This is a genomic window from Sulfuricystis thermophila (assembly GCF_004323595.1).
Lineage (GTDB): Bacteria > Pseudomonadota > Gammaproteobacteria > Burkholderiales > Rhodocyclaceae > Sulfuricystis > Sulfuricystis thermophila.
On the sequence record NZ_AP019373.1, the window covers coordinates 54,309 to 74,342 of the forward strand.

Here is a 20,034-nt window from a genome sequence, read left to right on the forward strand (position 1 = left end):
TTTTTTTCGGAGCGCAGCATGACTATCATCGAACTCGACACCGGTCTGTTTCCCGATGCCCAGACCGTGAGTGCCGCCCTGCGGCAGGTGGCCAGGAGGGATACCGTCGAGGCCATCGACCTTCGGCAGCGGGAACTGAGGGAAAGCGACTGGGACGAGGTGATGCAAAAACTCCTTGCCGCCGATCGCATCGTCTGTATCTGAAACACCACCTGATGGAGGAGACACAATGAAAAACACATCCCTGCAACTGGGCCGTTCGCTCTGGCTCGCCGTAGTGTTCCTGTTCGGGCTGGCGAGCAACGTTTTCGCCGCCGAGCCGCTGGTCGACGTCGCCTGGCTCAAGGCGAATCTGGGCAAGCCCGGCATCGCCGTGGTCGACATCCAGCCGGCCGGCGACTTCCTGCGCGGCCATATTCCGGGGGCGGCGAACACCGATTTCGGCAAATCCGGCTGGCGTGAGGAACGTGCCGACAAGGTGCCGGACATGCTGCCGGCCAAGTTCGACAAGCTCGCCGCGCACATCGGCAGCCTCGGCGTCGACAACGACAGTCACGTGATCCTCGTCGCGCCCGGCGGCTCTTATGCCGACATGGGCTGGGCGACACGCATCTACTGGACCTTCAAGACGCTGGGCCACGACAACGTGTCGATCCTCAACGGCGGCATGGCAGCTTGGCTCAAGGACAAAGGACCGCTCGAAACCGGCGCGGCCAAGGTCGCCGCCAAGACCTTCACGCCGCACCCGCGCATGGACATGCTGGCCACGGTGGACGATGTCAAGGCGGCCAAGGCCAAGGGCGTGTTGCTCGTCGATAGCCGTCCCGAGGACCAGTTCGCCGGCATCAACCGCAATCCGAAAGCGACCGAAAACGGTACGCTGCCCGGCGCGAAGAACCTGCCCACCGGCTGGTTCACCGAGAACGGCGGCGGCATGTTCCGCGACAAGGCCACCATCGAGAAACTCTACAAGCATGCCGGCGTGCCCACCAGCGGCGATCAAATCAACTTCTGCAATACCGGCCACCTGGCCTCGATAGGCTGGTTCGTTTCCAGCGAAATCGTTGGCAACAAGAAAGCCAAGCTCTACGACGGCTCGATGACCGAATGGACGATCACCAAGGCCGGCCCGGTCGAACAGCACGTCAAGCTGCAATAAGAAGCGGACTGCTGGCGCTGCTGGCGGGCCTGACGCTTGCCGGCAGCGCGGCGGCAGAAGACCGTCTCTCATCGGCTCGGCGCCTCGGCGCCGAGATGCTCGTTCTGGACGGCGACGCGCGCGAGCTGATCGCGGGACGCGCCCGGCCTTTGGAGCGCGAGGGCCTCGTCCTGCGACTGCAAGGGGCGCTGTCCTCCCTGCCGCTGACGCTGCGGCGCGCCGGCGCAGACCCGCAATCCGCCTCCGCCTTGCGCAGCCATCTGGAACGCAGGGATTGGCAAGCGTTCAAAGCGGCGCTCGCCCCGCTTTTGCGCCGCTATCCGTTTGCCGCGCCATTCCTTGCGCTGCCTGCGACGCCACACAGCATCGCTGCGGGACAGGCATTGCACAAAGAAAACTGTGCCCCCTGCCACGACGCCGACTGGGGCGACGTCCGGCTGCCGGCGAAGAATCTAGCGGCGATGGCGGCGCGCCAGCCGCGCACCGAGTTCGCCGCACGCCTGTGGCTCGGTGTGCGGGGGACGCGTGAGCACGCCTATGCCAATCCGTTTTCCGACGAGGAGCTGGCAAGCCTGCTGGCCTATTACGAAAAAGTACGCCCGTAGTGTGGAAAAATTCTGCGACATGATTCGAATCATGAGCGTCAAACCCTGCGCCATGTCATAGTCTCGGCATCGCCAATGGAGGTTGTCAGGATGCTTGGAAATACCCGTTTCTCAATACGTTCACTACTGGTCTTGCTGTTGTTGTCGCTGTCCGGTCTGGCCCGTACCGCCGCGCCCGACTTTCTCGTCGATGGCACCTGGCTCGAAAGCCGGCTCAAAGACCCCAAGACCATCGTGCTCGAGGTGCGCTACTTTCCGCACCGCTATGCCACCGTCGGCCATATCCCCGGCGCCGTGCAGGTGGCGCGCTTCAAGGACCTGGGCGACAACGACAGTCCGGTGCTGATGCGCCTGCCCTCGCGCGAAGCCTTCCAGGCGACGCTGCGGCGCTGGGGTGTGAATGACGATTCGACGCTCGTGCTCTACGACGACTCGCGCTCGGTGCTCGCCTCACGGCTTTACTTCCTGCTCGACTACTACGGTTTCGACATGCGCCGGGTGAAGATTCTCGATGGCGGCACCGTCGAATGGACCGCCTTCAACGAACTGACCAAGGAAACGGCGCCGCGCAAGCCGGGCAAGGTGACGCTCAAGCCTGGCAAGCGCGAGATGATCGTCGAATGGAGCGAGGTCTACGACCGCGTCGTCGCCCGACGCGACCCAAGCATGGTCTTGATCGACAACCGGCCAAAGGACATGTACACCGGCAAGGTGATCCGTCATTCGGTGCAGGGCGGTCATATCCCCGGCGCCCTCAACGTTGTCAGCCTCGACCTCACCGACGCCCAGTCGCAGAAGTGGCTCTCACTCGAACAGATCGCCGCGGCCTACAAAGACATCCCCAAGGATGCGAAGGTGGTGACCTACTGCCACGACGGCTTCCGCTCCACGCTCGCCTGGCTGCAACTGAAGGCGCTGGGCTACCAGGATGTGCGCTTCTTCAATGGCGGCTGGAGCCAGTGGGATCACTCGCTGACGCTGCCGGTGGTGCAAGGCGACCAGCCTTACGACGAAGACTTTTCGCTGTAACTGGCCTACCTTGTCGAGCATGGCCCATTCGCATGACCACGGACACGCCCATGGCGGCGATGCCCGTTCGCCCCATCAACGCCGCCGGCTGTCGATTGCGCTGGCGCTGACCTGGGGTTTTGCGCTGATCGAAGCCTTGGCGGGCTTACGCGGCGGCTCGCTGGCGCTCTTGGCCGACGCCGGCCACATGGTCACCGACGGTGCGGCGCTGGGGCTGGCTTTGCTTGCGGCCTGGCTCGCAGCACGCCCGACATCGCAGCGGCATACGTATGGTTTCGGGCGCGCCGAGCTGTTGGCGGCATTGCTCAATGCCCTGGCGATGCTGGCCGTCGTTGCCGGCATCACTTGGGAAGCCTGGGGCCGCTTTGCCGAGCCGCGGCCGATCATGGGCGAGATGGTCAGTCTCGTGGCAACACTCGGTCTCGCCGTCAATCTGCTGGTCGCGTGGATGCTCTCGCATGGGCAGGAAAACCTCAACGTGCGCGGCGCCTTCCTGCACGTGCTGGGCGACGTGTTGGGTTCCATCGCTGCGATCGCCGCCGGCGCCGTGGTTTGGCTCACCGGTTGGACGCCGATCGACCCGCTGCTTTCGCTCTTGATCGGCGGGCTGGTGCTGGCGGCGAGCCTGCGCCTGTTGCGCGAGGCGCTGCACGGCCTCTTGGACGGCGTGCCTTTCGCGATCGATCTCGAACATCTTGGCAAGGAACTCGCGGCCGTGCCGGGCGTAGCCGAGGTGCACGACCTGCACGTCTGGGCGCTCTCCGGCGAGCGGCTGGCGCTCACGGCGCACGTGCGGGTGCGCGATCTCTTGACCTGGCCGGAAATACTGGCCGGGCTGCGCCACGAAGCGGAAGAACACGGCATCGGCCACGTCACTTTCCAGCCGGAGGTTATTCCCTGGGTGCCGTTGGTGCGCCAGGACTGACTGCATCCTTTCGCCGACCGGTTCGTTTTCATTATTGTTTAACCCTCAAGGAGTCTTATCATGAAAAACATCAAGGTGCTCGGCACCGGCTGTGCCAACTGCAAGACCACGCTGAAACTGATCGAGGAAGTGGCGGCCGCCAAGGGTGTGGCCGTGCAGCTCGAAAAGGTCGAGGAGCTCAAGGACATCATGAGCTACGGGGTGATGAGCACGCCGGGGGTCGTCATCGACGGCAAGGTGGTGCACGCCGGCGGCATCCCGAGCCGTGAGAAGATCGAGTCGTGGCTGGCCTGACGGACTGATCGCCAACCGGCGCGGCCGCGGCGATGATGATGTTGGCAACACCTGGTTACACATTCTCACAGGTTCCCGTTGGATTGCACAGGCGAAACAGACTAGTCTGCCATCAGAAGGCTAAAAAAGCTTTTGCTCGCCAATCCAACCAAGGAGATGATCATGAAAAAACTTGCACTGACTGCTTCCTTCCTGACCGCCGCAGTCGTCGCGGCCTCCGCCTTTGCGCAAATGGGACCGGGTGGCGGCATGGGCCCGGGCGGAATGGGCAAGGGCCGCTTCGCCTGGAACCAGACCTATACGCCCGGCTGGACGCTGATGACGCCGGAAGAGCGCACCGCCTGGCAGGCGCAGATGCGCGAAGTGAAAACGTATGAGGAATGCGTGGCCACTCAAGAAGCCCATCGCAAGGTGATGGAAGAGCGCGCCAAGGAAAAAGGCGTGCAGCTCAAACCGCCGCGCCAGAACGGCTGCGACGTCATGAAGGCACGCGGGATCATCAAGTAAGCTGCAACGCTGGCGGGGCGGCCTTGATCCAGGGTGCCGTCCCGCCAGCGCTACGAACTCAAGCAGATTCGCTCGGCACCGGAACGGTTGTTGCAGCGCTTGCGACTGGGCTGCGACGAAACGGGTGTGTTTCGCATTGAGGGATCATTGAACCTAAAAACCCCAGTTGACCGCTCCTCCCGGCGAAAATTGCCTATGGAAATCGAAAGATATCTCATCGATGACGATCACCGGTTGGGTGACCCCGCTACGCACCCCCTGGCACGCACCAGCGGGCGTGTCCAACTGAGGTTTTTAGGTTGAAGGAAATGGCGGCGGAACTCGGCCTGACCCACGAGGCGCTGTATCGCGCCCTGGCGTCGCTGAGCCGGGACGGACGCATCGAGCGTTCTGCGGATAGTCTGCGCGTGATGGCAGACCGGCCCGAGCCGCCCGAGCCGCTCAAACCATAGGGAGGCCGGATTTCAGCGCGGCAGGATCAACGTTGCGCGCAAACCGCCTCCCGCGCGGTTTTCCAGTCTCAGCTCACCGCCATGCAAGCGCGCTGCGTCGCGTGCGACGGCCAGCCCAAGGCCGACGCCGCCGGTTTCCCGACTGCGCGAGGTTTCGAGCCGGACATAGGGCTCGACGACGCGCCCCAGATCGGGTTCGGGAATGCCGGGGCCGTCGTCTTCAACGACGATGCGTAACGCGTCGGACGTATCGCTGATGCCGAGATATGCCGCGTGGCCGTATTTCACGGCGTTATCGACCAGATTGGCGATGGCGCGTTTCAGGATCGAAAGCCGGCCGGGGTAGTGCGCGGCAGGGGTGTCGATCAGCGTCACCGGCCGTCCCAGCGCCTGCTCGTCGGCCACGATGCTGCTCACCAGCGCCGCGATGTCGATACTCTGGACCGGTTCGCTTTCGTTCAGGCCGCGCAGGTAAGCCAGCGTCGCTTCGACCATCGCTTGCATATCGTCGATGTCGGCGTTGATCTGCTGGCGAAGCGACTCGTCGTCGACCAGTTCGGCACGCAGGCGCAGGCGGGTGAGTGGTGTGCGCAGGTCGTGCGAAACGGCGGCGAGCGCGCGGCTGCGCTCGGCGATCAGGCGGCGCAGGCGATCCTGCATGCGGTTGAAGGCCTCGGCGGCACGCCGGATTTCCGCCGGGCCGCTTTCTTCGAGCGACGGCGCGTCGATATCCTTGCCGAAGGCATCGGCGGCCTCTGCCAGCCGCTGGATCGGCCGCGTCACCAGGCGCACGGCAACCACCGAAACAAAAAGTACTGTGGTCAGGGTCAGCGAAAGATGAAGCCAGAACCGGCTGGGCAAACCGGCGATATGCGTAGCACCATGTTGCATCAGCATTTGCCGTTCATCCATATGCAGCCAGAGACTGGCGAACTGCGCGGCGAGCATGCCAATCACCAGGATGAGCGTCAGCCGACCGAACAGGCTTTGCGGCATCAGTCGCACGATGCGCGCCCTTCGACGGCGGCGGCCAGAACATAGCCCTCCCCGCGTACCGTCTTGATGATTTGCGGCGCATTTTCTTCGCGCAGCCGTTGCCGCAGGCGGCTGATCTGCACGTCGATGGCGCGGTCATAGGGTCCGGGCGTCCTCCCGTGGAGGAGTTCCGTCAACTGGTCGCGATTCAATACCCGGTTCGGATGTTCGAGCAACAGACGCAGCAAGCGGTATTCACCGCCGGAGAGTGGCACGACCACGCCATCTGGCGCGGTCAGCACGCGCGTGGCCGTGTCGAGCCGCCAGCCGGCGAAAGCTAGGCAACGCTGTGTTTCGGCTTGCAGATTGGGCGGGAGGGCGCGAGTGCGGCGCAGTACCGCCTTGAGCCGTGCCACCAGTTCGCGCGGGCTGAATGGCTTGACCAGATAATCGTCGGCGCCCATCTCGATGCCGATGATGCGGTCGGTTTCCTCGCCGCGCGCGGTGAGCATCAGCACCGGCAAGTTCGAGCGGGTGCGCAGGTCGCGGCATAGCGTCAAACCATCGGCATCGGGGAGATTGAGATCGAGCACGACAAGGTCGATGGCGTGCTTGTCCAGCATCTGCGCCATCTCGCGACCGTCGCGCGCCGGCAGCGCCTCGAAGCCGTTCTTCGCCAGGTAGTCGACGAGCAGGCGACGGATTTCAGGGTCGTCGTCGACGATGAGGATGCGATCAGGGCTTTCCATGGTCAGCATTTATACCCGCACCGGGCCGGGCTTTGTAACGTAAGGTAACAAACCGCAAGTCTGTGAAGTAGCGATGCAAAAAAGTCGACGCGTGCAGCACGGCGCTTACCGTTCTGCGGTGAAATAAAGGTTGTCATCGGTGAGGTAATTTTTCATGCGCAAGATTTTTGGTTTCGGCGAAATCATCCCCGATTACGACGTGCCGGTATTGAACGAGCGTGAAGTCCGCGCCGCCGCCGGGATCCTTTTCTTTTTTGCCTTGGTGTCGTTCATGAATTCCTGGCTGATGGGCAACTTTCGCCTGACGCGGATTTTCGTCATCGCCTTCCTGATCGACTTCACCATCCGCATCTTCATCAATCCGCGCTTTTCGCCAAGCATGATCCTTGGTCGCCTGGCGGTGAGGAAGCAGCAGCCCGAATGGGTCGGTGCGCCGCAGAAGCGTTTCGCCTGGGCAGTGGGATGGACGCTGGCCGTGCTCATGTTCTATTTGATCGTGCTCAATAGCGTCATCGGCCCGATCAACCTGATCGTCTGCGCCACATGTCTCACGCTGATGTTTTTCGAGAGCGCCTTCGGCATCTGTCTGGCCTGCAAGGTATATAACCTGTTTTTCATGCAAAAAGCGCAGCATTGTCCTGGCGGTGTCTGCGCGGTGTTCACACCACACGCAAGTCAAAAAGTCGGCGCTGGCGAGATGGCGATTGTCGTGATCTTTATCGCGGTGATCGGCTTCATCACCCAGGCGCTATTCCCGCCCGTCGCGCCCTTAGCTGCACCCGCCGTGCCTTCACCAGCCACCGACGGCCAATGCACACCGCCCGACTGGGCTGTGGCCATGGGCCACGCCGAGATGTGGAAACTTCACAACAACTGCAAATAAGGAACTGATCATGATCACTCGCCGCAAATTCCTCGCCGCCACTGCCGTTGCCTTGTCGAGTCTTGCTGCTGGCAACGTGCTGGCCGCACCACCTACGGTGGAAATCATCGCCATGCCGCATCCCCCGGTCAAGATGGCGCTGGGCGAGTTGCGCGCATGGCTTGCTGCCCAGGGCAACAAACTGCGGGTCAATGAATTCGACAGTGAAAGTACGGAAGGTATGCAGCGTATACAGGCCGTCGGGCTTTCCGGCCACATCCCGATCCTGATTCTCATCGACGGCCAATACCGTTTTCCACGCAAGGAAGGCGGCAAGGTCGCCTTGATCAATTTCCCCAATCTGCCCAACACGCCGCCCGGTGCGCGCGGCGACTGGACAACTGCTGACGTGCAAGCCATTCTCGCCGAGCGCATCCGGTAGGCTGCATCCTTTTTATGTCATTGACGTCTACTAGATGTTAGTGCCATCCCGCCAGCGCCGACTTTTGAAAGAACACCATGAGCTTGCTGTCCGCGCAACACGTCACCAAAACCTACCGCGTCGGCGACATCGACGTGCCGGCGATCAAGGGTGTCGATTTCGCCATCGAACCTGCCGCTTTCGTCGCCTTCGTCGGCCCTTCGGGCAGCGGCAAGAGCACGCTGCTCAACATGATCGGCTGTCTCGACCGCCCGACCAGCGGCATCTTGAAAGTGCTCGATACCGACATCGCCACGCTGGATCGCCGCGCGGCGGCAAGATTTCGCGGCGAGCACATCGGTTTCGTGTTTCAGGATTTCAACCTGATTCCCGTCCTGACCGTGTTCGAGAACGTCGAGTATCCCTTGCGCATGGTGCAGAAATGGCCGAAGGAGAAGCGCCGGGAGCAGGTGCTGCGCATGCTAGACGCCGTCGGCATGCGGGATCAGGCCGACAAGCGGCCCGACCAGATCTCTGGCGGCCAGAAGCAGCGCGTCGCCGTGGCGCGCGCGCTGGTCAGCAACCCAAAACTGGTGCTCGCCGACGAGCCAACCGCCAACCTCGACCATGACACCGCCTACCGCATCATCGAACTGATGAAATCGATGCGCGACGAATTCAGAACCACCTTCGTCTTCTCCACGCACGACCCGAAGATCATGGGCGAGGCCGAGGTCACTTTTACGCTCGAAGACGGCCGCCTGAAGAACGGAGGCGATCATGTTTGATGTGCTCGCCATCGCCAGCCGCAACCTGCTGCGCTACCGCCGCCGCACCTCGCTCACCCTGCTGCTGATCGTCATCGGCATGCTGGCGGTGCTGCTGTTCGTGGCCGTCGCCGGCTCTTTCAAGGCGATGATGATCGGCCAGATCACCGACTCGCTGCTTGGTCACGTGCAGGTGCATCGCAAAGGCTATGTCGCTGCGATCGACAGCCTGCCGCTCAATCTCAACATGCGCCCCAACATGCTCGCCAAGCTCGACGAGGCGCTGAAAGCCGAGCCGGCCATCGCCGCGTGGTCGCCGCGCATCAAGTTTGGCGGCATGTTCAGCAACTTCACCGAGACGACCAGCATTCGCGTCAATGGCATCGACCCCAAGCGCGAAGCGGCCACCGTGCCGCTCCTGCCCGGCCGCATCGCCGAGGGCGACAAGAGCGGCCCGCTGGTGGCGCGCGGCCAGATCGTGATTCCGCAACTGCTGGCGCGCGGTCTCAAGGTCAAGGTCGGCGATACCGTGGTGGTGGTGGCGACCAACAAGGATGGTTCGGTGAATGGCAAGACCTTCGTCGTGCGCGGCATCATGGAGGCGGTCACCGGCCCCGGTGGCCGCGATTCCTATGTCCATATCGAGGATGCGCGCGAGCTCTTGCGCATGAACGAGGCAGAGGTCAGCGAAATCGTCGTGCGGCTCAAGGACTTTTCCCAGCTCGACCGCGTCGGCGCGCGCCTCAAGGCGGCCGTCGAAGGGCTGACCAACAAGGAAGGCAAGCCGATGCTGGAGGTGCACGACTGGACGCAGCTCTCGCCCTTCGCCAACATCGCCCGGATGATCGACCTGATGACGCTGTTCATCAAGATCATGCTGGTCTCCATCGTACTGGTCGCGGTGATGAACGTGATGATCATGGCGGTGTTCGAACGCATCCGCGAAATCGGCACCATCGCCGCCATCGGCACGCCGCCGTCGCGCATCCTCTCGCTGTTCCTCGCCGAAGGCCTGATGCTGGGCATTGTCGGCACGGTAGCGGGCATTGCCGTGAGCCTGGCCGCCATCGCCGGCATCAATGTCTGGAAACCCACCTTCAATTTCGGCCAGCAACAGGGGCTGGTGATGGCACCCTCCATCGCCGCCGGCGACGTGCTCACGATCGCCAGCCTGGTGATCCTGGTCGCGGTCATCGCCAGCCTGCAACCGGCGTGGAAGGCTTCGCGCATGGACCCGATCACCGCCCTGCGTCACGTTTGAGGATTCATGATGAAGAAGCTGCTCGTTGCGCTGTTTTTCCTGTGTGCCGGTTCGGCCTATGCCCTCGATGGCCAAGAAATTCTCAAACAAGTCGACCGCAACCTCGAACCCGAATCGTCCGAATCCCTGCGCAAGCTCATCAATGTCGAGCCGGACGGCCGGAAAAAAGAGTTCGTGCTCTATTCGGTCCGCAAAGGGCGCGACCAGGTCGTCGGCCTGTTCCTCGCGCCGGAAAGCGACAAAGGCCGCGCCACGCTCCGCCAGGGCGACAACATGTGGCTCTACATTCCCGAGGTCGGCAAGCCGATGCGCATCACCAGCATGCAGTCGGTCACCGGCGGCGTGTTCAACAACGCCGACATCCTGCGCATCGACTACACCGCCGAATACAACGTCGAAGCGCTGGCCGAGGACGGGGATCGGCACCTGCTCACGCTCAAGGCCAAGACAGGTGAAGTCGCCTACGACAAGCTGAAGATGTGGGTGGACAAGAAGGCGTTGCTGCCCGTCGCCATCGAGTGCTACGCGGCCAGCGGCATGCTCATCAAGACGCTGCACTTCAAGGACATCAAGGACTTCGGCGGCGGGCTCAGGCGTCCCGCCACTGTCGAGACCGACAGCCCGCTTTACAAGGGTTACAAGTCGGTGATGATCTACGGCCAGATCAAGAAGCGCGAGTTTCCCGACGAGGTGTTCACCCTCAACTACCTGTCGCGCGTCGGGGAACTGAGAAAGTGAAAACTATGGCGCTGGTCGCCTGCCTGCTCGCGGGCAGCGTCCAGGCGGAGGAGTTCAGCTTCGATGCCGGCGAATTCGAGAAGAAGCCGTTCGAGTTCGGCGGCTATCTCGAACTCAAGGCCGAGTGGGCCGACCTCAACCGCGATGGCAGCCTCTACAAGCTCAATGGCCTCGATCGCGACACGCTGAACCGCAACACCGCCACGGCCAAGCTCAACGCCAAATTCACCCAGGGCATCGCCAGCCTCAATCTGAAATATTCGGCAAGCGTGCAGCGCGACGAGCTCGCTAGCCTGCGCGACAATCACTTCGACGAAGCCTACGTCTCCCTCAAACCCGATCCCGGCTTCACGCTCGACGCCGGCAAGATCGCGATGAAGTGGGGCAAGGGCTACGCATGGAATCCGGTCGGTTTCATCGAGCGGCCGAAAGATCCGAACGACGTCGAACTGGCGCGCGAGGGATACGCCATGGTGGCCGCCGACTTCATCCGCAATTTCGACGGCGACCTGAAAACCGTGGCTTTCACCCCTGTGTTGCTGCCCGTAAGCAACCACTACAACAACGATTTCGGCGCACCCGACCACACCAATGTCGCGGCGAAGCTCTATCTGCTCTACAAAGACACCGACATCGATTTCGTCTGGTTCAACGGCGGCAGCCGCACTTCGCGCTTCGGCATCGACTTCTCGAAGAACCTGACGAGCAATTTCGAGATCCACGGCGAATGGGCGCGCATCCGCGACTTCGAGCAACGCCTTATCGACGCCGCCGGCAACGTGAAGAGCGTCACCCGCGACGCCACCAGCGCGCTGGTCGGCCTGCGCTACCTCACGCAGAACGACACCACCTGGATCGCCGAGCTTTATCGCAATGGCACCGGTTATAGTGAGCGTGAACTGTCCGACTTCCTCAGGCTTGCCGACAGCGGCAACCCGCTGCTCGTCAATAAGGCCAAGCAGATCAGCCCGGCCTTCGCCCGCCCCAATGCCGGTCGCGATTACCTGTATCTCAAGGCGAGCCAGAAGGAACCCTTCGACATCGTCTATTTCACGCCGTCGCTGACGTGGATGGTCAATCTGGCCGATAAAAGCTGGTCACTCACGCCAGAGCTGCTTTACACCGGCATTACCAACCTCGACCTTCGTTTGCGCGCCACCTGGCTACACGGAAAGAGCTACAGCGAGTTCGGCGAAAAGCAAAACCGGCGTAAGCTGGAGTTGATGGCCCGTTTCTATTTTTGAGCTCATGACTTCTTTTCCTTTGGCTTTCGTCGCTCACGTGACCCTGCACCCAAGTCTGAGTGAGTGTCCTTTTCCTTTGCCGTCCCGCCAGCGCCGACTTTTCACCGTCCCCCTCGGTGCATCCATAAGCGGATAGCTCGTCTACGATGGTATTGAGGCCGCATGTCGCGGCCTGGCATTTGGGAGACCATCATGGCAAACCGCGAAGTCGTCCTGTGTAACCCCGTCCGTACCCCCATCGGCACCTACGGCGGCACTTTGAAGAACACCCCGGCGACGGAACTCGGCGCCGTCGTCATTCGTGAAGTCCTAAAGCGCTCCGGCCTTGCGCCGGAAAAAGTGCAGACCTTGGTCATGGGCCAGGTCATTCAGGCGGGCAGCAAGATGAATCCGGCGCGCCAGGCCGGCATCGGCGGCGGCTTGCCGGTCGAAGTGCCGGCGCTGACCGTCAATCGCGTTTGCGGCTCCGGCGCGCAGGCCATCGCCTCGGCGGCCATGGAGATCATGGCTGGCTACATCGATTGCGCCATCGCCGGCGGCATGGAGAACATGGACATGGCGCCCTACCTCTTGCCGCAGGGCCGCTGGGGCGCGCGCATGGGCGACATCACCATGTTCGATAGCATGTTGATGGACGGCTTGAACGATGCCTTTTCTGGCCAGCACTCCGGCTGGCATACCGAGGATCTGGTCGCCAAATACGGCATCAGCCGCGCCGACCAGGATGCGTGGGCCTTGCGCTCGCAACAGAACTTCGCCGCGGCGCAGGCGGCCGGCAAGTTCGCGGCCGAGATCGTGCCAGTCGAGGTCAAGGGCCGCAAGGGGCCGGAACTCTTTGCCAAGGACGAGCACAACCGCCCTGACACCACGGCCGAATCCCTGGCCAAACTGCGTCCCGCCTTCCGCAAGGATGGCACCATCACGGCAGGCAACGCGCCGGGGCTCAACACCGGCGCGGCGGCGATGATCGTCTGCGAGCGTGGCTTTGCCGAGGCGAATGGCTTGCAGCCGGTGGCAAGGCTGGCGTCCTATGGCGTGGCGGCGGTCGAGCCCGGCTTCTTCGGCATCGGCCCGGTGCCCGCCGTGCGACAGGCCCTGGCGCGCGCCGGCTGGCAGGTCGGCGACGTCGATCGCATGGAGGTCAACGAAGCCTTCGCCGCCATCGCCATCGCCTGTACGCGCGAACTGGGCTTTGCGCAGGACGTGGTGAATGTCGAGGGCGGCGCCATCGCCCACGGCCACCCGATCGGCGCCTCCGGTGCGGTGTTGACCACGAGGCTGATCCATTCGATGCACCGCGACGGGCTGAAGCGCGGTATCGTTACGCTGTGCATCGGTGGCGGCCAGGGCATCGCGCTGGCATTGGAAACGATCTGAAAGGAGAACGACACATGAGAAAGCAATGGAAGACATTCCTCGTCACCGCCAGCCTGCTGGTAGGCGGTTCCGTGCTTGCGGCGGACAAGCTCATCGATGTGGGCAAGGGCGAATACAACGCTGCCTGCGCCAGTTGCCATGGTCTGCAAGGCAAAGGCGATGGACCGGCCGCCGACCAGATGAAGACGAAGGTCCCCGATATCACCGGCCTGGCGAAGGCCAACAACGGCGTCTTCCCCTTCGACAAGGTCTATCAGATCATCGACGGCCGTGCCGAGATCAAGGCGCATGGCTCGCGCGAAATGCCGATCTGGGGTGCGGCGTTCCGCCGGCAGACCTCGGTCTATTTCGAAAACTACGCCGGCGATCCCGAATCCGGTGCGCGCAGCCGCATCCTGGCGCTGACCGAATATGTCTATCGCTTGCAGCAGAAATAACCCGGAAGCCCAGGGCCGATCAGACGGCGCCGACTTTTGCCCATGCTCATGAAGCGTTTCACCTGGTTCGCGCTGGCGGTGGGAACAGCACTGACCGCTGGCGCCAGCCTTGTATTGACGGCTTGGCTGGATTTGCATCCCTGTCATCTGTGCATCTTCCAACGCCTGCTATTCATGCTGCTGGCGGTCCTCGCCGGGGTGGCGTGGCTGTCGCGATCCCGTGCCGCAACGCTGGGGGCCGGTGGCCTGTTCGTCGCCACCGCCCTGGGCGGCATGACCGTGGCCGCCTACCAGAGCTGGCTGCAATGGCAGCCAGCCGGCACCGTCACCTGCGCCGGCAGCCAGCCCAGCATGCTCGAACGCTTCGTCGAATGGCTGGGGCAACTACAGCCCGAGCTGTTTCTGGCCACCGGATTCTGTGAAGACAAGGAACTGACCCTGCTGGGCCTGAGCCTCGCCAATCTTGCTTTCATGATCTACCTAGCGTGCGCCATGCTGGCGATCAAGTTTCTCGTTTCACATTCACGGGAGTCATACCAATGAGCGTGACACGACGCGAATTCCATCGCGTGCTGCTCGCCGGCAGCCTGATCGGCACGGGGCTGACTGACATATCCAATGTGCTGGCGGCGCCGGCGATGAAAGAAGGTATCGATTGGTCGCCGGTCAATCCGCCGCAACCAAGCGATACGCCCGGGAAGATTGAGGTGCTGGAATTCTTTTCCTACGGCTGCCCACACTGTCGCGAGATGCATCCGCATGTGATGAATTGGGCAGCGCGTCTGCCCGGGGATGTCGCCTTTCGCCGGGTGCCGGTCAGCTTCGGCCGCGCCGCCTGGGCGAATCTGGTCAAACTCTATTACACGCTGGAGGCCGAGGGGCAGCTTGATCGCCTCGATCAGGCCGTCTTCGATGCCATTCATGTACGCCGCGTCAATCTGTTTACCGACAAGGCGATTTTCGACTGGATCGGCGCGCAAGGCGTCGACAGGGAAAAGTTTCGCGCCACCTTTGCTTCCTTCAGCATCGGATCGAAGCTCGCACGCGCCGAGGCGCTCACCGCTAACTACAAGGTCGATGCCGTGCCGCGCATGGTGGTCGGTGGCCGCTACAACGTGCTCGGCCACAATGCGAAGACTTACGACGACATCTTCGTCATCGCCAGCACCCTCATCGACAAGGTGCGACACGGCTAAGCCGAAACATCCGCTTACGGCCGACATAGAAGATTACAGTTCGTTACCTGATTGGCATTGCTCTCCCGGGGGCTCTGGCCATAATGAAAACAGTCCGACGAAGGGTCGGAACTTCAACCAGACTCAAGGAGATGATCGTGAAGAAAGGCGTTAAGCTCGCTCCTCCGCGCATGAACGGCTGCGATGTCATGAAGGTGCGCGGACTCAGCGAGAGGCAAGGCCCTATTCGAGCAAGGCGACTGGAATCGCCAGGTTCCCGCCTGTGCCAACTGCCATGTTGCGGGACAGGATTTTGGCCGTCGCGTCACTTTCCCGCTGCTTGAAGGCCAGCATGCTGCCTATATCGAAGCGCAATTGAAGGCACTACGCGAAGGTGCGCGCGGTAATGCGATGATGATGCCGATGATCGCGGCACGGCTTGGCGACGCCGATATCAAGGCCATCGCGGCGTATATTGCGCAGCCATGAAAGCTTTCGTCCGCATACTATCGATCTGCGTCGCACCGGCGTTCCTCGTCGGCTGCCAGAACATCGGCTACCGCGACCTGCCGCGCGACCGCTACGGCTACACGCAGGCCATCGCCGAGTCATGGAAGGAGCAGATGCTGCTCAACATCGTTAAGGTGCGCTATCTCGATCCGCCGGTGTATCTGGACATTTCCTCGGTCATCAACTCCACCTCGCTGGAAACCGAAGTTTCGCTGACCGCCACACTGTTTCCGCATCTCGGAGAAAACAACAGCCGCGGCGCCGGCGCCATCGGCCGTTTCGGCCAGACGCCGACGATTTCCTACGAGCCGCTTTCCGGCCAGCGGCTCGTCAAGAGCATGCACACGCCAATCCCGCCGGAAACCGTATTCGCCACCATCGGCGGCGGCGGGCGCGCCGACTTCATCCTGCGCGCCACCGTGCAGGCGATCAACGGCATCTACAACGTCTCCAGTTCGCCTTCGCGCGGCCGGCGCCACGATCCGCGCTTCCTCGAAGCGGCCGAGCTGATCGGCCGCATCAGCGAAGGCGGCGGCATGAGTCTGCGCATCGAACCACGCGAAAGCGGCATCCGGTCGACGCTGACGCTGCGTGCCGCCGATGACGAACAGGCGGCCGATATCGCCCGCCTCAAGGCTCTGCTCGGCCTTGATGCGGCACGTGACACCTTCGCCCTCGGCTTTGGCGCGGCGCGCGGCGGCAACGACGAGATCGTCGTTCTCACTCGCACCATGCAAGGTGTGATCGGCGATCTCTCCGCCGGCGTCGAGGTGCCGCCGGAAGACATCGCCCAGGGCCGAGCCACGGCGCGCGGCAAATTGGCCAGCGGCGAGGCCGACGACGCGTTGTTGCGCATCCGTTCGGGCATGGAAAGGCCGGCGGACGCCTATGCCGCCGTCTTCTACCGCAACCGCTGGTTCTGGATCGACGACACCGACCTCGATTCCAAGCGCAGCTTCCGCTTCCTCGCCATGTTCAGCTCGCTGGCCGAAACCGGCACGACGCCAGCGGCACCGCTGCTGACCATTCCGGCGCGTTGAAACAGAAATCGCGCCGTCCTCTTGGCTCACCTAGGCGACCGTCGTCACGCCCTGAGCGAAATCCACGCAATCCGGTTCAGGGCAGCGCTCCAGTCTGATTCGAATATTCGGGTGCATCCTTTCGCCGACCGGTTCGTCTTCGTTGTTGTTCAACCCTCAAGGAGTCCCATCATGAAAAACATCAAGGTGCTCGGCACCGGCTGTGCCAACTGCAAGACCACGCTGAAACTGATCGAGGAGGTGGCGGCCGCCAAGGGTGTGGCCGTTCAACTCGAAAAGGTCGAGGAGCTCAAGGACATCATGAGCTACGGGGTGATGAGCACGCCGGGGGTCGTCATCGACGGCACGGTGGTGCACGCCGGCGGCATCCCGAGCCGCGAGAAGATCGATGGCTGGCTGGTTTGAGGAGGCGACGATGGCACCGCAGAAGAAATTCCACCTCGCCTTTTCGCTGATCATGGGCCTGCTGATGATCTCGCTGATGACTTTTGTCATCACCGCCGTCAATGTCGGTTTCGGCCCGGATTTCCTCGTTCGCTGGGGCAAGGCGTTCCTCGTCGCCTACGTCGTCGGCGTGCCGGTGATCTTCTTCATGGCCCCGGTGGCGCGTAAGATGACTGGCAAGCTGCTCGGCATGCCGACTTGAGGCGTGCCGTTCCGCCAGCGCCGACTTTCATGACTTGCGCCGAACTACCCGATTACATTCCCGAGGCACTGCGTCAGGCAGTGCGTCCTCTTTCGCTCAGACGCAAGCAAATCCTCTACCGGCAAGGCGAAACAGCGACGGCAATCTATTTCGTGCGCAGCGGCGAGCTCGAGGCCGCGCGCTTTTCTCCCAAGGGAGATGCGCTGGTGATGCTGCGTGCGAGTGCCGGGGAATTCTTCGCCGAACTGGCGCTGAACGTAGAATGCTATGGCTGCTCGGCCTACGCCAAGGTGGATAGCGAACTCTTTGTTTTGCCCAAGCCCAAGGTGCTGGAGTCCCTCCGCGGCGACATGGCGTTCGCCATGGCGTTCCTGCAGGCGCAGATGCGCAATGCGCGGCGGCAGTGCTCGCGTTACGAGCGTGTGCGCCTGCGGCGTGCCGAGGATCGCGTGATGCATTTTCTCGTCACTGAGGCCGGTCCCGATGGCTGGATCCGGCTGCCCGGGCCGCTTGCCGACTGGGCGGCGGAATTGGGCCTCACGCCGGAAAGCCTCTACCGGGCACTGGCTCGCTTACGCGCCGAAGGACGCATCGAAGGCGAGGGCAGCATGCTACGTAGTTGCCAGACGAAATAGTGCGCTGCACACTGATTGCAATCATGGTGCGCATTTTTTCAGCCTAATAGCATCCTGGCTCCCACCCATAAACAGAGAGGAGCCATGATGAACCCACTTCAGCGAATCGCGCGCTTGCGCGCAGTCTTCGTCAGTATGCTTGCGTTCGCAGGCCTTTCCGCCCAAGCCTACGAGCCAGCCCAACCCGGTAGTTTCGACGATCCGCAGTTCTGCGGCAGCTGTCATCAGCGCATCTACAAGGAATACTCGCAGTCGGTGATGGGCACCGATCTGCAAAACCCGATCGTCTATCAGTTTTTCACCGCCACCAACGCGAAGGGCGAGAAGGACGGCATGGGCTACCAGGGTTTTTTCCCTGGCCAGCCGGGCGATTGCGCGCAGTGCCACGTGCCCAAGCTGGTGCTCAAGGAGCACAAGGCAGGGCGCGCAGTGGATTTGGGCCAGGCGATTCGGGACAAGGCCGACTTCGGCATTTCCTGCAGTTACTGCCACACGGTGCAGAACGTCAAGGTCATCAAGGAAGGCGACCGCTACAAGACCGGGCCGATCCATACCGTCACGCTCGACGAAAGTGGCGCGATCCACGGACCGCGCAAGGGCGTCAAGGCAGCGCCCTTCGAGATCAAGGTCAACCCGGTACTCAAGACTGCCGAGTTTTGCTCACAATGTCACCTCAACCAGGAAGAAGGCCACGCCAAGACCCGCAATGAAGGCAAGGGCGTGCTGGCGATTTCCACCTACGAGGACTGGAAGAAGCTCTACGATGCCGGCATCGTCAAGCAGACCTGCCAGGAGTGCCATATGCCGCTCCTCCCGGGTAAGCAGGAGATCGCCGTCGGCGCGCCCAAGCGCTACGGCGCCCGTGCCCATACCTTCGTCGGCGCGCACGATCCGGCCACGCTACAAAGCTCGGTGACCATGGATGTGGACACTCAGATCGTCGGCGATGAGCTGGTGGTGAAGACCGTCGTCGAGAATGTCGGCGCCGGTCATAGCATTCCCGGTTCCGGCCCGATCCGTGCCGTCTTGTTGAAACTCGATGTTTTCGATGCCGAGGGCAACCTGCTGAGATATACCGGCGACAAGAGCGGATTGCTGCACCCGCTCGCCGGCATGGGCAATCCGAAAACCGGCGAGCGCGGCCCGCAGGACTGGGGCGGCATGCCGGGCAGGTTCTACGGCAAGCCGCTGCAATCCCCACCCGACCCCAAGACCGGCCAGCCGCGCCTTGGCGTGGGCGGCTTCCAGGCCGAGAAGATCGCCTTCGACACCACGCTCAAGCCCTTCACCCCGGATCGTGGCGAATTTCGCTTCAAGCTGCCGCCGGGCAAGGCGCCGGTCAAGGTCGTCGCCCGCCTGGTCTATCGCTGGGCCACCATCGGCCTGGCCAACGCCAAGGGCTGGAAGGTCGATGACCGTCCGATGAAGGTGGTCAGCCGCACCGTCGAGCGCTCGTGATCTAACCCGGGGGAACGTGTAACGACGTTCCCCACGCTGCATCCATTGGTAAAAAGCCACGGCTACCCAAGCACATAACCCTCACCACTACAAGGAGTAATGAATGACTGTCAATCGCGCAATTTCCAGTTTCGCGGGCTTCATGATGATGTTGAGCCTGGGCCTCGCCCATTACACTGGGCAGGTCGACCTGTCCCACATGAGTTGGTTGTGGCTCGGCGCTTTTGTCGGCGCAAACATGTTCCAGATGGGCTTCACCGGTTTTTGCCCGGCAGCCTCGATCATGCGGGCGCTGGGCATGAAAGACAGCGATGGCGGCTCCTGCAGTGCGTGACGACGAAGAATTTGCCCGCCGTCTGACGGGCAAGTTTTACGGGGTTCTGCGCTGGCAGGATCTCGACGCCCTGTGGGACCGGGTTCGGAACGAGCCGGAAGGCTGGTTTGTCAGCCTGACCGGCGCAATGCTTCCCGACTCGCCGCTTTCCGCGGAGGAATTGAAGCGTTTCGTTGACGGAGTCGATGCACTGCTGGGGCAAGAGCATCGCGAGGACTACTGTGGCATCGTCTATGCCGACGACCTGGAAACGCCGACGCTCGTCAAGATCTACGACCCCAACAATCTGGGCAGTTCCTGCGGCATGCACGGTGGCGCGCATCCCCCGCGCTGGTTGCTCTCGCGCCTGCGGCCAGAAGCCATCGCCGACACCGCGCCGCTGCCCAATGTTCGCAAGCGCTGGTGGCAGGCGCTGTTCGGCTGATTGCCGTCCC

General features: G+C 62.4%; 27 protein-coding genes and 1 pseudogene. 26 read left to right on the forward strand and 2 right to left on the reverse strand.

Features of this window, described 5'->3' with window-relative positions:
* The first annotated feature begins 18 nt into the window (after nucleotides 1-18).
* The 8 genes from M52SOB_RS00305 to M52SOB_RS13990 all read left to right on the forward strand — a co-directional run bounded on the left by M52SOB_RS00305 (nucleotide 19) and on the right by M52SOB_RS13990 (nucleotide 4,971).
* Nucleotides 19-204: a hypothetical protein gene (locus M52SOB_RS00305; RefSeq protein WP_131109790.1), complete on the forward strand. Its 186-nt coding sequence runs from the start codon at nucleotides 19-21 to the stop codon at nucleotides 202-204.
* 25 nt (nucleotides 205-229) lie between these two features.
* Nucleotides 230-1,159 (forward strand): sulfurtransferase, encoded by a 930-nt coding sequence (locus M52SOB_RS00310; RefSeq protein WP_131109792.1) that lies wholly within the window; start codon nucleotides 230-232, stop codon nucleotides 1,157-1,159.
* Nucleotides 1,108-1,764 carry a c-type cytochrome gene (locus M52SOB_RS00315; RefSeq protein WP_131109794.1) on the forward strand — a complete coding sequence of 219 codons (657 nt, stop codon included), beginning with the start codon at nucleotides 1,108-1,110 and terminating at the stop codon, nucleotides 1,762-1,764. The genes M52SOB_RS00310 and M52SOB_RS00315 overlap by 52 nt, the downstream gene beginning before the upstream one ends.
* Nucleotides 1,765-1,896: 132 nt before the next feature.
* Nucleotides 1,897-2,793, forward strand: a complete 897-nt coding sequence (locus M52SOB_RS00320; protein ID WP_284155123.1) for a sulfurtransferase — start codon at nucleotides 1,897-1,899, stop codon at nucleotides 2,791-2,793.
* Between the two features lie 19 nt (nucleotides 2,794-2,812).
* The gene (locus tag M52SOB_RS00325; protein ID WP_131109798.1) at nucleotides 2,813-3,718 is read left to right on the forward strand and encodes a cation diffusion facilitator family transporter; all 906 of its coding nucleotides are present in this window, start codon (nucleotides 2,813-2,815) and stop codon (nucleotides 3,716-3,718) included.
* Between the two features lie 60 nt (nucleotides 3,719-3,778).
* Nucleotides 3,779-4,012 carry a thioredoxin family protein gene (locus M52SOB_RS00330; protein WP_126444954.1) on the forward strand — a complete coding sequence of 78 codons (234 nt, stop codon included), beginning with the start codon at nucleotides 3,779-3,781 and terminating at the stop codon, nucleotides 4,010-4,012.
* 162 nt (nucleotides 4,013-4,174) lie between these two features.
* Nucleotides 4,175-4,519, forward strand: a complete 345-nt coding sequence (locus M52SOB_RS00335; RefSeq protein WP_284155124.1) for a hypothetical protein — start codon at nucleotides 4,175-4,177, stop codon at nucleotides 4,517-4,519.
* A 308-nt stretch (nucleotides 4,520-4,827) separates the two neighbouring features.
* Nucleotides 4,828-4,971, forward strand: a complete 144-nt coding sequence (locus M52SOB_RS13990; protein WP_284155125.1) for a hypothetical protein — start codon at nucleotides 4,828-4,830, stop codon at nucleotides 4,969-4,971.
* A 12-nt stretch (nucleotides 4,972-4,983) separates the two neighbouring features.
* Here the strand turns inward: M52SOB_RS13990 and M52SOB_RS00345 are convergent, their stop codons facing one another.
* Both M52SOB_RS00345 and M52SOB_RS00350 read right to left on the reverse strand, forming a co-directional pair.
* Complete coding sequence (locus M52SOB_RS00345; protein WP_131112362.1) at nucleotides 4,984-5,967, reverse strand: ATP-binding protein; 984 nt, start codon at nucleotides 5,965-5,967, stop codon at nucleotides 4,984-4,986.
* The gene (locus M52SOB_RS00350; RefSeq protein ID WP_131109802.1) at nucleotides 5,967-6,695 is read right to left on the reverse strand and encodes a response regulator; all 729 of its coding nucleotides are present in this window, start codon (nucleotides 6,693-6,695) and stop codon (nucleotides 5,967-5,969) included. Before M52SOB_RS00350 ends, M52SOB_RS00345 begins: the two co-directional genes overlap by 1 nt.
* Nucleotides 6,696-6,849: 154 nt before the next feature.
* On the opposite strand from M52SOB_RS00350, the gene M52SOB_RS00355 reads away from it, so the two are divergent.
* From M52SOB_RS00355 to M52SOB_RS00440, 18 genes and pseudogenes are all read left to right on the forward strand, one after another.
* The gene (locus tag M52SOB_RS00355; RefSeq protein ID WP_131109804.1) at nucleotides 6,850-7,578 is read left to right on the forward strand and encodes a DUF4395 domain-containing protein; all 729 of its coding nucleotides are present in this window, start codon (nucleotides 6,850-6,852) and stop codon (nucleotides 7,576-7,578) included.
* Nucleotides 7,579-7,588: 10 nt separating this feature from the next.
* A complete protein-coding gene (locus M52SOB_RS00360) occupies nucleotides 7,589-7,999 on the forward strand; it encodes a twin-arginine translocation signal domain-containing protein (RefSeq protein ID WP_131109806.1) in 411 nt (136 codons plus the stop codon).
* 77 nt (nucleotides 8,000-8,076) lie between these two features.
* Nucleotides 8,077-8,766, forward strand: a complete 690-nt coding sequence (locus tag M52SOB_RS00365; protein WP_131109807.1) for an ABC transporter ATP-binding protein — start codon at nucleotides 8,077-8,079, stop codon at nucleotides 8,764-8,766.
* Complete coding sequence (locus tag M52SOB_RS00370; protein WP_131109809.1) at nucleotides 8,759-10,006, forward strand: ABC transporter permease; 1,248 nt, start codon at nucleotides 8,759-8,761, stop codon at nucleotides 10,004-10,006. Before M52SOB_RS00365 ends, M52SOB_RS00370 begins: the two co-directional genes overlap by 8 nt.
* 6 nt (nucleotides 10,007-10,012) lie before the next feature.
* The gene (locus M52SOB_RS00375; RefSeq protein WP_131109811.1) at nucleotides 10,013-10,744 is read left to right on the forward strand and encodes an outer membrane lipoprotein-sorting protein; all 732 of its coding nucleotides are present in this window, start codon (nucleotides 10,013-10,015) and stop codon (nucleotides 10,742-10,744) included.
* Nucleotides 10,741-11,988 carry a hypothetical protein gene (locus tag M52SOB_RS00380; protein ID WP_131109813.1) on the forward strand — a complete coding sequence of 416 codons (1,248 nt, stop codon included), beginning with the start codon at nucleotides 10,741-10,743 and terminating at the stop codon, nucleotides 11,986-11,988. The genes M52SOB_RS00375 and M52SOB_RS00380 overlap by 4 nt, the downstream gene beginning before the upstream one ends.
* Before the next feature lie 192 nt (nucleotides 11,989-12,180).
* Complete coding sequence (locus tag M52SOB_RS00385; RefSeq protein WP_131109815.1) at nucleotides 12,181-13,365, forward strand: acetyl-CoA C-acetyltransferase; 1,185 nt, start codon at nucleotides 12,181-12,183, stop codon at nucleotides 13,363-13,365.
* A gap of 14 nt (nucleotides 13,366-13,379) precedes the next feature.
* Nucleotides 13,380-13,802 carry a c-type cytochrome gene (locus M52SOB_RS00390; RefSeq protein ID WP_131109816.1) on the forward strand — a complete coding sequence of 141 codons (423 nt, stop codon included), beginning with the start codon at nucleotides 13,380-13,382 and terminating at the stop codon, nucleotides 13,800-13,802.
* A 48-nt stretch (nucleotides 13,803-13,850) separates the two neighbouring features.
* Nucleotides 13,851-14,345, forward strand: a complete 495-nt coding sequence (locus M52SOB_RS00395) for a disulfide bond formation protein B (protein ID WP_284155126.1) — start codon at nucleotides 13,851-13,853, stop codon at nucleotides 14,343-14,345.
* Nucleotides 14,342-14,998, forward strand: a complete 657-nt coding sequence (locus M52SOB_RS00400; RefSeq protein WP_131109821.1) for a thiol:disulfide interchange protein DsbA/DsbL — start codon at nucleotides 14,342-14,344, stop codon at nucleotides 14,996-14,998. The genes M52SOB_RS00395 and M52SOB_RS00400 overlap by 4 nt, the downstream gene beginning before the upstream one ends.
* Before the next feature lie 219 nt (nucleotides 14,999-15,217).
* Nucleotides 15,218-15,466 (forward strand): annotated as a pseudogene (locus M52SOB_RS13865) (c-type cytochrome); the annotation flags it as partial.
* Complete coding sequence (locus tag M52SOB_RS00410; protein WP_131109825.1) at nucleotides 15,463-16,527, forward strand: Rossmann-fold NAD(P)-binding domain-containing protein; 1,065 nt, start codon at nucleotides 15,463-15,465, stop codon at nucleotides 16,525-16,527. The pseudogene M52SOB_RS13865 and the gene M52SOB_RS00410, both read left to right, overlap by 4 nt.
* A gap of 171 nt (nucleotides 16,528-16,698) precedes the next feature.
* Nucleotides 16,699-16,932, forward strand: coding sequence for a thioredoxin family protein (locus M52SOB_RS00415; RefSeq protein ID WP_131109827.1), 234 nt, complete (start codon nucleotides 16,699-16,701; stop codon nucleotides 16,930-16,932).
* Nucleotides 16,916-17,173, forward strand: a complete 258-nt coding sequence (locus M52SOB_RS00420) for a DUF2798 domain-containing protein (RefSeq protein WP_284155127.1) — start codon at nucleotides 16,916-16,918, stop codon at nucleotides 17,171-17,173. Before M52SOB_RS00415 ends, M52SOB_RS00420 begins: the two co-directional genes overlap by 17 nt.
* Nucleotides 17,170-17,808, forward strand: a complete 639-nt coding sequence (locus M52SOB_RS00425; RefSeq protein ID WP_131109829.1) for a Crp/Fnr family transcriptional regulator — start codon at nucleotides 17,170-17,172, stop codon at nucleotides 17,806-17,808. The genes M52SOB_RS00420 and M52SOB_RS00425 overlap by 4 nt, the downstream gene beginning before the upstream one ends.
* A 135-nt stretch (nucleotides 17,809-17,943) precedes the next feature.
* Nucleotides 17,944-19,266, forward strand: a complete 1,323-nt coding sequence (locus M52SOB_RS00430; RefSeq protein WP_172601701.1) for a multiheme c-type cytochrome — start codon at nucleotides 17,944-17,946, stop codon at nucleotides 19,264-19,266.
* A gap of 103 nt (nucleotides 19,267-19,369) precedes the next feature.
* A complete protein-coding gene (locus tag M52SOB_RS00435; RefSeq protein WP_131109833.1) occupies nucleotides 19,370-19,600 on the forward strand; it encodes a YgaP family membrane protein in 231 nt (76 codons plus the stop codon).
* Nucleotides 19,593-20,024: a hypothetical protein gene (locus tag M52SOB_RS00440; protein ID WP_131109835.1), complete on the forward strand. Its 432-nt coding sequence runs from the start codon at nucleotides 19,593-19,595 to the stop codon at nucleotides 20,022-20,024. The genes M52SOB_RS00435 and M52SOB_RS00440 overlap by 8 nt, the downstream gene beginning before the upstream one ends.
* Nucleotides 20,025-20,034: the final 10 nt, after the last annotated feature.

What these genes read in the sequence shown, in the direction of transcription:
- M52SOB_RS00390 (WP_131109816.1), top strand. Translation starts at nt 13,380, where the DNA reads ATGAGAAAGCAATGGAAGACATTCCTCGTCACCGCCAGCCTGCTGGTA.
- M52SOB_RS00350 (WP_131109802.1), bottom strand. Translation starts at nt 6,695, where the DNA reads ATGGAAAGCCCTGATCGCATCCTCATCGTCGACGACGACCCTGAAATC.
- M52SOB_RS00435 (WP_131109833.1), top strand. Translation starts at nt 19,370, where the DNA reads ATGACTGTCAATCGCGCAATTTCCAGTTTCGCGGGCTTCATGATGATG.
- M52SOB_RS00310 (WP_131109792.1), top strand. Translation starts at nt 230, where the DNA reads ATGAAAAACACATCCCTGCAACTGGGCCGTTCGCTCTGGCTCGCCGTA.
- M52SOB_RS00355 (WP_131109804.1), top strand. Translation starts at nt 6,850, where the DNA reads ATGCGCAAGATTTTTGGTTTCGGCGAAATCATCCCCGATTACGACGTG.
- M52SOB_RS00345 (WP_131112362.1), bottom strand. Translation starts at nt 5,967, where the DNA reads ATGCCGCAAAGCCTGTTCGGTCGGCTGACGCTCATCCTGGTGATTGGC.
- M52SOB_RS00335 (WP_284155124.1), top strand. Translation starts at nt 4,175, where the DNA reads ATGAAAAAACTTGCACTGACTGCTTCCTTCCTGACCGCCGCAGTCGTC.
- M52SOB_RS13990 (WP_284155125.1), top strand. Translation starts at nt 4,828, where the DNA reads ATGGCGGCGGAACTCGGCCTGACCCACGAGGCGCTGTATCGCGCCCTG.
- M52SOB_RS00365 (WP_131109807.1), top strand. Translation starts at nt 8,077, where the DNA reads ATGAGCTTGCTGTCCGCGCAACACGTCACCAAAACCTACCGCGTCGGC.
- M52SOB_RS00430 (WP_172601701.1), top strand. Translation starts at nt 17,944, where the DNA reads ATGCTTGCGTTCGCAGGCCTTTCCGCCCAAGCCTACGAGCCAGCCCAA.
- M52SOB_RS00360 (WP_131109806.1), top strand. Translation starts at nt 7,589, where the DNA reads ATGATCACTCGCCGCAAATTCCTCGCCGCCACTGCCGTTGCCTTGTCG.
- M52SOB_RS00385 (WP_131109815.1), top strand. Translation starts at nt 12,181, where the DNA reads ATGGCAAACCGCGAAGTCGTCCTGTGTAACCCCGTCCGTACCCCCATC.
- M52SOB_RS00325 (WP_131109798.1), top strand. Translation starts at nt 2,813, where the DNA reads ATGGCCCATTCGCATGACCACGGACACGCCCATGGCGGCGATGCCCGT.
- M52SOB_RS00330 (WP_126444954.1), top strand. Translation starts at nt 3,779, where the DNA reads ATGAAAAACATCAAGGTGCTCGGCACCGGCTGTGCCAACTGCAAGACC.
- M52SOB_RS00395 (WP_284155126.1), top strand. Translation starts at nt 13,851, where the DNA reads ATGAAGCGTTTCACCTGGTTCGCGCTGGCGGTGGGAACAGCACTGACC.
- M52SOB_RS00305 (WP_131109790.1), top strand. Translation starts at nt 19, where the DNA reads ATGACTATCATCGAACTCGACACCGGTCTGTTTCCCGATGCCCAGACC.
- M52SOB_RS00415 (WP_131109827.1), top strand. Translation starts at nt 16,699, where the DNA reads ATGAAAAACATCAAGGTGCTCGGCACCGGCTGTGCCAACTGCAAGACC.
- M52SOB_RS00400 (WP_131109821.1), top strand. Translation starts at nt 14,342, where the DNA reads ATGAGCGTGACACGACGCGAATTCCATCGCGTGCTGCTCGCCGGCAGC.
- M52SOB_RS00375 (WP_131109811.1), top strand. Translation starts at nt 10,013, where the DNA reads ATGATGAAGAAGCTGCTCGTTGCGCTGTTTTTCCTGTGTGCCGGTTCG.
- M52SOB_RS00410 (WP_131109825.1), top strand. Translation starts at nt 15,463, where the DNA reads ATGAAAGCTTTCGTCCGCATACTATCGATCTGCGTCGCACCGGCGTTC.
- M52SOB_RS00370 (WP_131109809.1), top strand. Translation starts at nt 8,759, where the DNA reads ATGTTTGATGTGCTCGCCATCGCCAGCCGCAACCTGCTGCGCTACCGC.
- M52SOB_RS00315 (WP_131109794.1), top strand. Translation starts at nt 1,108, where the DNA reads ATGGACGATCACCAAGGCCGGCCCGGTCGAACAGCACGTCAAGCTGCA.
- M52SOB_RS00420 (WP_284155127.1), top strand. Translation starts at nt 16,916, where the DNA reads ATGGCTGGCTGGTTTGAGGAGGCGACGATGGCACCGCAGAAGAAATTC.